Below are 12,270 nucleotides of genomic sequence, written 5' to 3' on the forward strand. Positions count from 1 at the left end.
TTTTTATGGCAAAGGTTTAAAGGTGAATTCATAGGGGATGTCGACGGGGTTTTGAGAGAGAGTCATATAACTCACCTTAGCGGCAGGGCCTGCGACACTTAAATAGCGGCCATCGACCAGTGCCTCTTTAATCCGTAGTTCGGCATTTTCGGGCAGTCGAATCGTTAGGGATTTGTCTTGGGCATCTTCGACTTTAAAGTAGTTCTTAAGATCTTTACTCGGCTCGTCACCATAACCGGTTTTTGTTAGCCAAGCTTGTAAATCGATTAACCAAGGACGTGGGTTAGCTGCCTGCTCTAAGGGTTGCCAACTGATATCACCTTGGCAATGGATTTTTCCTTGGATGTGTTTATCGTAGAAAAACTGCCGCTCGCGGTCGGGCGTCATCAGGGTATAGGCTGGTCCGTTTGGGGCATTATGCTCAAACAGCCAAGTGACTTCGTGTTTCCCCTCTTTAAAACCTTGTTCTATTTCAGGTTTACAGGCACTCGCTAATGCGGCTGACATAGGAATATACAGATTATGGCCATTTTCAGTCTCAGGTTTTATCCCTTGGATCGCACTGATTTCGGCGTTTGATGGCTCAAGATCTTGATAGAGGAAGTTATTGAGGCTCGAATCGCCAAACTCGCTTAAGGGATTGGCCAGATTTTGGTTGTAGTCGGTAAAGGTCACAAAGCGGATGTTCTTGGTTTGGCTTAACTCCGGCTGTGGCTGGCTCTCCAGTATTACAACGGTTTTAGGGATTTCATCTAGCTTAAGTAGCAGGGCGCGGGTGCTAAGGTGATGAGGATCATCGACACCGATTAATTCCCCCAGCAGTTCCTTATCCGTCACCGTTAACCATTTAGGATAATCACCATCGCGACGGGCTTCGGCCATCTTTCCTTTAAATTGCTGAAAAGGAAGGTTAATGTTTTGAGTGTTACTCTGCTTTGTTACGACTTTAAATAGCTTTGCCTCGGCGTCGAGCACCTGAATTGTGAGGCTCGCATCGCCAAAGGTATAGGGATTCGCGACCAGTTCATCCCACGACTTTTCGACTATCTTATTGCTTTCGGGGATAAGGGTCAGCTTGGCGGTGATATGGTCTATCTGTTTGAGTTTATTGGCGGTGTTGTCCCAGCCTGTGGCGATAAGATCCACCGAAGACTCAATCGAGCGGTTGAAATTCATCGCCACACCTCTGCTGTGCTGCCAGAAGTGAATGTCTATCGGATTTCCGCTGGCATCAAAGGCGGCTAAGTCTTCATAATGCACATTAGCAACCACATATCGCGGGCTTATATTATGCACAAAGCGCAATTGCAGCACTTCTGGCGTGTCAGCGCCCCATGGGCCAATATTATCAAGAATACCTTGCTGATCAGCTAATAAGGATTTTATAAAGTCCTTATCATGGGCTTTATATTCCCGCGGAACATCGCTAATCGGGTAGAGCTCTTTTTGCAGATCATCTATATCACGCTCCGCATCGTAGTTAGCGTCGGCATGCCAAAGCATGCTCATAATATAAGGGTTATCCTTGGGCGCCATGGCGATGCGGCGGGTGAGGGTACTGCCTTTGCTCTCTTCTTGTTGAAAAAACGCCATGCTCTCTAACCAGCCGGTTTTGCGGTTAAGCTCGAACTTTCCATAGGCCTTAAAGTTGTCTTTCTCACCTTGTACTACTGCAAATAACTTATCTTCGGTCACTTGCTCAACCGTCCAAGTTAGGCGTGCATCCATGGGGGCGCTGATGCTATAACCGACCCTAGGCTCAAGCACCACAGGCAAGGTTGGAGTTTGTTTAAACAAGCTATTAAGATTCACCCAGTGGTCAAATAATTCCTTGATATCTTTTTGATCCATCTTGGCAATGGGAGTCAGTTGGCGGACTTCACCATTGTTAAATTCCACATTAAAGCCATCTTTAACCAACTGAAAGATTTCATTAGAGTTACCTTTAGGGTCGATATTACTCACCGGAATCGGCATGCCATAATCGCTAATTTGCAGCATATTAGGTTGGATAAAAAAACGGGCGTTATGGGTTAACGGCGTTGTTAAGCTGGTCGCCTTACCCTCTGCATTCTGTAATTGGTAATCCAGCAGCAGTCGTGCCTGCAGCACTTTGCGTGTTTCAAAGCCATCATTGAGGTTTATGGTGGAGATAATCTGATATTCACGCTCTGTGGGTATGTTGGTATTAACTGAATTGGAGGGTGACGTTGAGTTATCGCAGGCGGTTAACAAGAGTGTTATACCTGCCATTGTCAGTGTGATTGCGGCGTTAACTGCCTTGTATTTCACTATGGCCATTCGTACTCCTTTGGCTACGCATGTTATTGAAATGTAAACTCATTAATCTTTTTCTGGCGACATTATACACAAAAAATATCTGAGGCATAAAAGAAAACCCAAACCAAGCTTGCTTGATTTGGGTTTGTGTTGATCGCGGTTTTGCTGCGCGAGAGTGGCTAACTTAGTGGTTAACTCAATGGTGAGATGAGTGCCTAAAAAAGCCCAAGCTGATGGATTACAGCGAGAGGATCACGCTGGCGATTGCCGCACTCATGAGGTTCGCGAATACGCCAGCGGCAATGGCGCGAAAACCATTACGGGCGATAAATTCGCGGCGCTCTGGCACCATGCTACCCAGCCCACCGATCAAAATCGCCATGGTTGAAATGTTAGCGAAACCACACAGGGCAAAAGTCACAACGGCCTGAGAATGGGCGCTCAGTTGATCTTCGACTTTCATTAACTGGATGAAGGCTACAAATTCATTCACTACGATTTTTTGGCCAATGAGTGAGCCTGCAGTAATGGCCTCATGCCAAGGAATACCCAGCAGCCACGCCATAGGGGCGAACAGATAACCGAGTAAAAATTCGAAGCTTAACTGGTAACCGAACCATTCACCCACAGCGCCTAACATGCCATTCAGTAGGGCGATAACACTGACAAAGGCCAGTAGAGTGGCACCAATCCCGACAGAAATCCGCATGCCAGACATAGCGCCATCGGCTAAGGCTTCAACCACATTGGTGGCGCGTGGCAGTTCGACTGAGGTGATTTCATCGGCACTATTTTTGTCATTGTCGCTAGGCGGCATGAGGATTTTTGCCATCAACAGACCCGCGGGTGCCGACATAAAGGCGGCGGCGATCAAATAGTTAAGATCGACACCTAAAGCGGCATATCCGACTAAGGTACCGCCCGCGACTGAGGCTAAACCACAGCTCATGACCGCGAAGAATTGTGAATCGCTCATGTGCTTTAAATAGGGTTTAATCACCAGCGGCGCTTCAATCATACCGACGAAGATGTTTGCCGTGGCAGATAAAGACTCGGCGCGGCCCGTGCCCAGTAAACGCTGCAGACCACCACCAATAATGTTGATCACCTTAGGCATTAACCCAATATGGTATAAGGCTGAAATCAGTGCCGAGAAAAAGATGATGATACCTAACACATTGATTGCAAATACGAAGCCGACTTTACCCGTGGCGAGATCCCCAAATAGGAAACCAATTCCTTCGTTGCCATAGGCTATCACGCTCGACACGCCCGCCGTAACAGACTGCAATACGGCCTTACCCGCAGGGACGTAGAGCACTAACAGGGCAAATATAATTTGTAGGCCTAGGGCTAAAATCACAGTGCGGTAGGGAATATTCTTGCGGTTCACTGACAGTAACCAAGCAAAAAACAAGATACTAATCATGCCTAATATCGCGGTCATAAGGGGTTATTCTTTTGAGTTAAGGAAGAAGCCGCGCATTGTAGGCCGAGTCGCAGTAAGGGCAAGTCGAGGGCGTTACTGGGCTGTTACGATAAAATAGTTGAAAATAGCAACAGTTTAAGTTGCTGTTTATGCAGGAGAATAAAAGCTATTTTAGCTACTGTTGCCCAGAGGAAATAATATTTGTGCCTGTGGCAATAATCGAAATCACGCCACAGACGACTTTAGGCTGGTGTCGTAGTCAGTGCTGGTTTGAAATGCAGCTTAAGTGACTGCAGTTTAAGTTACTGTCTTACCTAACCAAGGTTTGAGCTTTTTATCCCAGTAGGGCGGGTGGCCGATATGGGACTTTAAACACTCGATTATCACCTTGTACTTAGTCGGTAAATGGCGCCGCCTCGGGTAAACCACATAGACGGGCATCTGTTGCAGTGGTTTCCAATCGGGTAAGAGCTGGATCAGTTTTCCGCTTTGAAACTCATCACTGAGTAAATACGTGGCCACATAGCCTATGCCGCGCCCTGCAATCACCGCATTGCGCACGGCTTCGGCTAAGTCAACACGGTAATTTCCCGCCACATGCACGGTTTGTTCTAGGTCATCCTTAGCAAAACTCCAGCGATCATAATTACGGCTCTTGCTTTGATAGATAACGCAATTATGTTGCGCTAACGCCTGTGGATGGTGAGGCACGCCATGCTTGAGTAAATAATCGGGAGAGGCGACCACCACAAAGTTAGTCTCGGCAAGGTGCTGGGCGATATAACCTTCGTTCAACTGTTCATGGTTAGTGATCCACAGATCCAGGCCTTCTTCTAGCATGTCGGCTTTATGGTCGAACAGGCTTAGCTCAAATCGCAATTCGGGGTATTTTTGCTGCAACACTTCCAGCGCGGGGATGATGTGTAAGGTGCCAAAGGATTGGGAGGAACCGAGGCGAATAGTGCCGCTAATGTCATCGCGGGCATCCAGCATAATCGCATCGGCATTTTGCGTCGCTTCAAACACTTGCTCACAGTAATGGGCAAACTGTTGGCCCGCGTCGGTTAGCACTAAGGTGCGAGTGGTCCGCTGGACTAACAGCAAGTTCAGCTCTGCTTCCAGTGCGCCAAGCTGCTTGCTGACATAGGAAGTCGAGGTTTTTAACTTGGCCGCCGCTTGGGTAAAACTACCACTGGTCACCAGAGTGTGGAATATCACCATCTGGCTAGCTCTATGTTGTATCACGCTAGGCCCTCTAGAATCTAAATCGCTATTTTAAGCTAGCCTTGCCCTAACCGACAGCCGTTTGTGCCGATCGTGTGCTATTTCAAAACAAACTTACCAAACGGCACACGTTAAAGTCAGTTGCCCTAAGTGCGATTCTTACTTTACTCTTGAGTTAAATCTTAACACCCACAAGCTAGGGAAGACGTGTTACCTGTGGTTAGCTTGTTCAATGGAGGAATAACGATGATACAACAAGACAAGCAAGCCTTAGCAGAAACAAGTCAGATACATGCCCAGAAAGTACAACCGATACCGCAGGAAGCCTTTGACTGGTATGACGAATATGCCCATGGCATTATCGATCGCCGTGAGTTTATGGGGCGGCTTGCAGGACTTGTGGCGCTAGGGTTTACCCTGACAACGCTCACGGGCGCACTCATGCCGAACTATGCCCTTGCCGAACAAGTGTCGTTTAACGACCCGAGTATTCAAGCGAGCTATGTTAAATTTCCCTCGCCCAATGGCTACGGTGAAGGGCGCGGCTATTTAGTAATACCCAATGAGTTATTACTCGCGGGCAGTGCCGCTGGTGAGCCCAAGACTTTAGATCCCAGTAAAAAAGCCGCAGTGGTATTAGTGGTACACGAGAACCGTGGCCTAAATCCCTATATCGAAGATGTGGCTCGCCGATTAGCGGCGCAGGGGTATATCGCCTTCGCCCCCGATGCACTTTATTCTCTTGGTGGTTATCCGGGCAATGATGATGCGGGCCGAGCCATGCAAAGCAGTTTAGACAGAGCCAAAATTGAACAAGACTTTATTGCCGCCGCGCAGTTTTTAAAATCCCATCCTCAGAGCAATGGCAAACTCGGTGCCGTAGGTTTTTGCTTTGGCGGCTATATTGTCAATATGCTGGCCGCGACGATTCCCGATGAACTCAATGCTGGCGTACCTTTCTATGGCACGCCAGCAGCTGCTGAGCTGCGTAGCCGAGTAAAGGGGCCACTTATGTTGCAATTTGCTGGGCTCGATCAGCGGGTAAACGACACTTGGGCCGAGTACGAAACCCAGCTAAAAGCCAACAAAGCCGATTATGTCGCTTATCTTTACCCGAATGTGAATCACGGTTTCCATAACGACTCCACTGGCCGATACGATAAAGCCACCGCCGAACTCGCTTGGGCGCGCAGCTTAGCTTTCTTTGATACTCGACTGCGTGGCTAAGTGGGAGTGAAGCTCCGCTTATTCTGATCTCGCTTACTTTGATTAAGTCGATGAGTGACCGATTCTCGCGCTCTATATCATTCAAGCAAAAGCCGACGCTAGCGTCGGCTTTTATTTTAAATCTCCCACATACCTATGCGGCTTTTATCTTAAATATCCCACATACCTATGTGGGTTAGTCGTGCTCGAGGATCACTTCTTTTAAGCTTTGGATAGTCTTCACATCGAGATTACCAGCTTGTGTGCTCCAGGTGAGTCTTAGATAATTGGCTAAGTCTTTAATCTGCTCGTCGCTTAACTCATCAGCATATCCCGGCATGGCATAAAAGCTGGTGGTGGCGTTGTAATGCTGGCTCTGAATACCTTTTAGTATCACGGCGACGATATTATGAGGACTCGCTTTATCTAAGGTGGCGTTTCCTGCCATCGCAGGGGCGACGTTAGGACGACCTTCACCATTTTGACCATGACAACCGGCGCAGTAACCTTTGTAGAGCGTATAGCCTGGCAGTTCAGGTTTATGGCCGTTAAAGGTGAGCGGATCCGGTTTAAGATCATCGTCGTTATCGAGCAGATAACTGCTAACCGCGCGCATATCATCATCGGTCAAGTGGCTAAAGCTGTGATACACCACGGGATACATGCCGCCAAAGACAGTGCCTTTACGGGAGTATCCTTCGGTAAACAGTGATTTAAGATCCTCATGGGTCCAGTTCTGCCTGTTAAGCTCGGCGGGGCGAATGTCCGATGCTTCAAGCCCTTCGATAATCGCGCCCTCAAAGTGCTTGTCCTGCTCCATGGCAAACAGCGTGTCTCTTGGGGTGTGGCATTCACCGCAGTGCCCTAGGGCATTGACTAAGTAATTGCCGCGGTTCCAATGTTCGCTTTTTTCCTTGCTCGGGGTAAATTTCTTGGCATCGTGTGCGACTAAGTTCCAAGCTTTTAGGCCAAAACGCAGGTTAAACGGAAAGTAAACATCATTGTCGCGATTGGCTTGCTTGATGGGTTTAGTACTCATCAAATAGGCATAAATCGCCTGAGTGTCTGCGTCTGTGAGCAGGCTGTAGGAAGTGTAAGGCATAGCAGGATAAAGGTTGCCGTTGACGCCAACACCGTGGTGCATGGCATCAAAAAACTCCTCGTAACTGTATTTGCCAATCCCAGTTTCTTTATCTGAGGTGATATTGGTCGAGTACACAGCGCCAAAGGGGGTTTCGAACGGCAAACCGCCCGCGAGTTCGCGACCGCCGACCGCAGTATGGCAGGCCACACAGTCGCCTATCTTCATCAGATACGCGCCGCGTGCGATGTCGTTATTCGTATTGCCGCCTTCATCGGCAACGCTGCTGGAACAGGCGAGCAAACCTAGCCCTAAACTCAGGAGTAGATTGTGGCTCAACAGATTTTTTATCCTACTAATGTGCGGGAAATAGCGCGAGAAATGGCGCAGATTGGCTGATGTCATCACAGGGTTAGCCCCTTAGTTTTGAGGATCAGATCTTTGACCGCCGCATAGTATTTTACGTAGCCAGTACAGCGGCATACGTGTTCACTCAAGGCATCTTCAACGACTTTTTCAACTTGATCTTTAGCGATAGGTTGTCGCTCTAATCGCTCAAGCAGTGCGGTTGATTCGTTGACAAAGCCCGAGGTGCACCAACCACATTGAAACGAAAAGTGCTCTAAAAAAGCCTCTTGCACTGGGCTCAGGGCGGTGATTTCGCCAAGGGAGTTTTGTCTAGCATGACCTTCGACAGTGCGGACGCGTTTACCATTAAAACGCTCTACACCATTGATGCAGGTACGAACCACTTCACTCATGCCTTGCTCGTCGTCGACGATCACTGTACAGGCGTGGCATACGCCTGCGCCGCAACCAAACTTAGTGCCTGTGAGGTTCAAGTATTCATGTAGAAACTCAATCATCATCACACCATCGGCGACTTCAATCGGGCCTACGGCTTGGTTATTAATGGTCAGTTTAATAGACTGGCTCATGCCATGGCCTCCTTAATTTTTTTCGCTGTCATAGGTAAATCGTAAAAGCGGACATGGGTTGCTTGATACACGGCTTCAATCAGCGCCGCGACCACAGGGATCATCACCACTTCGGCGATACCACGGCTGGGATCGTTATCAGATAACTGCGGCAATATGGTATGACGTTGATCCCACACGCCCACATGCCGCGCTAGCGGCACCTGATAGCGATTGAGGTTCCACGTACCATTGCCAGCGCCTGCTTCAAATGGCGGTAAGCCTTCATGCAGTGCATGGCCAATCCCCATCGCAAGGCCACCTTGAATTTGCCCTTCGACTAATTCTTTAACAATCACTTTGCCCGCCTCTAACCAAGTATGAGAACTCAGTAGCGTGACTTCGCCATTGCCTTCGTTTACGGCCACTTCAACCAAAGTGGCGCAGGGGGCGTAGTAAGTCACCATGGCATTGTTCAGTTCGGCTCTGGGATAACTTATGGCTTGACGATCGATCAAGTGATAGCCGTTAGACTTCATGCTGGCTTGGCGCGCTTTGATACTCATAGTCGTGTCGGAGGTGGCCGCAAACGTCGCGTTCCCTTCGCCGTATTGCAACGCCAGCGCATCGAGTGCTAAACGTTCTTTAGTGCCAAGAATGTCGAAATCGGCTTCGGCCCAAGCCCAGCGATTAAAGGCATGGCCCATCACGCCGACCACTAAACCCATATCGTGGGCGCGTTTAGCGAGAATATCTAGCGACAATGGCGGAAAGCCCAAGGCGGTTAGCTTGCCATCGACCCAGCGACCATCCCGTGAGTTATGCAAATTAGTTGAGCCCATTGGCGTATTAAAATACAACTCGTTCCAAATCGATACCGCTGCAGGCCATAGGCCGTGGCGATAGATAATATCGGCGGCGATGCGGCTGACATGGCTTTGGTAATAGGCCGACATAGACGCCGACGATGCCATAGCTTTAACCGGTGTCCAGCGTGGATTAGCCGCCATTTCATCTTGGCGTTGCTGCGAAATAATATAAGGATTATCGGTTTGCACTAATTGCATCGCATCCCAAATATCCACTTCGGCGAGTTTTACCTCATCGGCAAAGTTGCCAAGGGCATCGCTGATCACCACAGCTTGGGAGGTTTGCGTGCCTGTGCCCATTTCGATAAAGCCGATTTCTAGGGTGATTTTTCCGTCTTTAGCTAGGCGAACCGCCGCACTTGGCGCTGCTGCACCCGTACCATAATCTTTGGTGGCGATACCAAAACCGACGCCGTAACGCATCCCTGGATGTTTGGCCTCATAGTCCTTTTTATTCACCGCGCGGTTTTGCCACACGGGAGCTTGCTCGGCCATGTCGAGCATTTCGCGGTAACGTAAAGTACCGTTAGGAATCGCGCCTTGAGTATTGCGCTGGCCGGATTCCATCACGTTGGCGGCGCGCAGTTTAAAGGGATCAACCTTTAGCTCGTCGGCGATCTCATGGATCATACATTCCATCGCCGTCATCGATTGCAGCGTGCCATAACCGCGCATCGAACCCGCATCTGGGTTACGCGACGCATAGGCTGTGGCGATAATATCGTTGCGCGGCGTGTAGTAAATGCTTTGCATCGCTGTCGCACCAACCGAGGTCACAGACGGGGTAAAGTTGACTCGTCCGCCGCCATCGACTGTCATCTGCGAAGTTAAGGCTTGGATTTTTAAGGTCGATTTATCCACCGCTAAGCGGCTTTTCATGATGAACGGATGACGCTTAAGGCCAGACTGGAATTGTTCGAATCTGTCATTGGCGAGTCGGATTGGTCCCTTGGCATAAACGGCCGCGATCACGCCGTAATAAGGAAATATCGAATGGTCTTTCGCGCCAAATCCACCGCCGATATAGGGCGAGTGCACCACAAGATGTTTTACCTTGCCTGCCAGTGGGCTAGATAACAGCATGTGCACTGCCATCTCTTGAAAGTCCTGCGGCGACTGCGAGGTAATCACAGTATGAAAGGTTTGGCTAGCCGCATCATACCAGCCGTTAAAGGCTTCGGGTTCCATCATCATAGGATCGATGATCTGGGTGCGATATTCCCGTTCTAACACTTGCCATTGTTGATTGGCTTGGGCGCTAGCAATCTGCTTATCTATCTCACCCGCATAATAAAGCCCGCGCTCAGACACAGTCCCTTTGGCATTCGGATTGCCTAACCATTCTGGTTTGCGATCTTTTACGCTAGGGAAAAACAGCCCATCGTGGAGCGGGCTATATAAATCTTCCCTTGCGCCATTTTCACCTTCAACTCGAATAAGGCGCCAGCTGGCGTACGGGTCTTTCGAGTCCGATACAAACGGCGTTTGCTCACCAAAGCGCAGTAAGGTCTGGTCAAATTGCAGCAAGGACTTAGCTTGCTTAAAGGCGGGGAAACTGTCGAACAACAATATCGCCACCGCATGACCTAAGTAGTCAGCGGTTTGCCCCTCGGCCAGTAACATATTGTCACCGTAAAAATCGGGCAGCTTGATTTTATCACGGGCCAGATCGGCCGCAGTGATCACTTTATAGGGCTTAGCCGAAGCGGGCAGGTGGTCGAGTGAAAAGCCTTGATAAACATGGGAGGCATCGGCGGCGCGAAGTATAAAAGCGTAACCTTGCTGCTTGGGCCAGCCCTCCATGTCCATAGCGCGGTAATCACGGCCATAGACTTTTTGGCCTGTGACTTTCGCTATGCCGTCGTTACGAAACTTAGGTTTGGATTGACCATTAACCTGAGTTTGCCATTGGGCTGCCAGTTCAGGTGAGACAATCGCCGCATTCGCGCGACTCATTTCCCACAACAAAGGGGCCGAATATACGGCAACCCCGCCAATCACACATTGCTTAATAAAGGTCCGGCGTGACGTATTAGATGGTTCCATATCTCAACCTCAGTTGTGCTTCCGTGTAATATCAGCCGCGCTGCATGGTATTGCCCGATATAAGCTTGTTGTCGATCGACTTTTTATTGATTGTTGCGACATAGCTTTGATAAACACTGAATGTAAATTTACATTAGCCACGTTAGCATGTAGGGCCGAAAATGCAAATTTAGGCGGTTAATCGTTGCAGTTTTGACCAAGCTAAATCAGAGTGTAAAACCCGTGTTATCAGGCTTCTACAGTGATGTTCGTACTGTGATTCAACTCAGTTACGTTATGCCTGAATTTTGCTCAGTGCTCTTTGCGCAGAGCCCTTGAGCAATGCACTCAATTGGGGCTTATTTGCATGTCGAAATATGACCATTTGCCAAAACAAGACCGCCTCACACAGCGAGACTTCATGCCACTGCAAAATCAAGAGATAGTGTTATTTGATGGCGATTGGTTTAGTCACATGCATTCATATCAACATTATTAAATCAGTGCTTGCTTAATTACTTGATTTATAATGCTAAAGTTATAGACAAGTGTACGCTATGTCGCTATCTTAGGTTTTTAACAAGGATGAGCTTTAATCGCGTACCCGCGATTCGAGTCACTTGCATCAGGACGATGTGTCTTTTCTCTTTCTTAGATACCCAACTCCTCCTGCAAATTGGTGAATATGCTTTGGCACTTATGCTTGTTGTCATAGTGCTCAGTGGCATTGTGCTCAATGTTCAGCAGTGGACGTTTTGAGCTAGTGCGACCTTGTTTTGATTGATTGATGGCTTGGCTGACGGGTGTTGGCGAAGTGCGGTAGCAATGGGGAAGCTTTGTCGAACGACAAAGTTGAAACGTTTTGATAGTGCTGATTTGTCTGGCTAGCTAATGGGCATTGATATCTCTGTCAATTATCAGTGCAGCTAATTGCCTGCCGCAGGCTTTCGCACTGTTACACCAGTGACTCGCCGTGAATACATCCCTGTAGGCTCTACTAAAACATATATGGACCCATCCGGTTTGCAAGACATTCGATATCAATTTTGAGAAGAGTTCATTGCACCCATATATTCGGCCTCTTATTGAGGGATTCCTCTGGCCCTGATGGATATTTGCTTCTACTGTCCTTATCATCCCTGCGGCTTCATCAGAGCCTGTGTTTTCGTAAGGTTTTTAGTAGATCAGTCTGACTGTCTCATCATCAAATCAAGTGTCTTAGCAACTTGCTGGTTGGTT

7 protein-coding genes are annotated in these 12,270 nt (G+C 48.6%); 1 reads left to right on the plus strand and 6 read right to left on the minus strand.

Annotated features, from left to right (window positions below):
• Nucleotides 1-3 precede the first annotated feature (3 nt).
• The 3 genes from L5M18_RS05530 to L5M18_RS05540 form a co-directional block, all read right to left on the minus strand.
• On the minus strand, nt 4-2,301 hold the full coding sequence (locus L5M18_RS05530) for a hypothetical protein (RefSeq protein ID WP_263196170.1): 2,298 nt from the start codon (nt 2,299-2,301) through the stop codon (nt 4-6).
• Nucleotides 2,302-2,518: 217 nt separating this feature from the next.
• A complete protein-coding gene (locus tag L5M18_RS05535) occupies nt 2,519-3,727 on the minus strand; it encodes a NupC/NupG family nucleoside CNT transporter (RefSeq protein ID WP_105251603.1) in 1,209 nt (402 codons plus the stop codon).
• A gap of 279 nt (nt 3,728-4,006) precedes the next feature.
• Entirely contained in the window at nt 4,007-4,954 is a 948-nt protein-coding gene (locus L5M18_RS05540; RefSeq protein ID WP_028761657.1) for a LysR family transcriptional regulator, read from the minus strand.
• A gap of 225 nt (nt 4,955-5,179) precedes the next feature.
• On the opposite strand from L5M18_RS05540, the gene L5M18_RS05545 reads away from it, so the two are divergent.
• The gene (locus L5M18_RS05545; RefSeq protein WP_263196171.1) at nt 5,180-6,160 is read left to right on the plus strand and encodes a dienelactone hydrolase family protein; all 981 of its coding nucleotides are present in this window, start codon (nt 5,180-5,182) and stop codon (nt 6,158-6,160) included.
• A gap of 175 nt (nt 6,161-6,335) precedes the next feature.
• On the opposite strand, the gene L5M18_RS05550 is transcribed toward L5M18_RS05545, so the two are convergent.
• The 3 genes from L5M18_RS05550 to L5M18_RS05560 are packed head-to-tail and all read right to left on the minus strand — an operon-like array spanning nt 6,336 to nt 11,052.
• Nucleotides 6,336-7,625, minus strand: coding sequence for a cytochrome c (locus L5M18_RS05550; RefSeq protein WP_263196172.1), 1,290 nt, complete (start codon nt 7,623-7,625; stop codon nt 6,336-6,338).
• Nucleotides 7,625-8,158 (minus strand): (2Fe-2S)-binding protein, encoded by a 534-nt coding sequence (locus L5M18_RS05555; RefSeq protein WP_006082848.1) that lies wholly within the window; start codon nt 8,156-8,158, stop codon nt 7,625-7,627. The genes L5M18_RS05550 and L5M18_RS05555 overlap by 1 nt, the downstream gene beginning before the upstream one ends.
• Nucleotides 8,155-11,052 (minus strand): xanthine dehydrogenase family protein molybdopterin-binding subunit, encoded by a 2,898-nt coding sequence (locus L5M18_RS05560; protein WP_263196173.1) that lies wholly within the window; start codon nt 11,050-11,052, stop codon nt 8,155-8,157. Before L5M18_RS05560 ends, L5M18_RS05555 begins: the two co-directional genes overlap by 4 nt.
• Nucleotides 11,053-12,270 lie beyond the last annotated feature (1,218 nt).

The organism is Shewanella sp. SM20 (assembly GCF_025654545.1).
Taxonomy (GTDB): Bacteria; Pseudomonadota; Gammaproteobacteria; order Enterobacterales; family Shewanellaceae; genus Shewanella; species Shewanella oncorhynchi.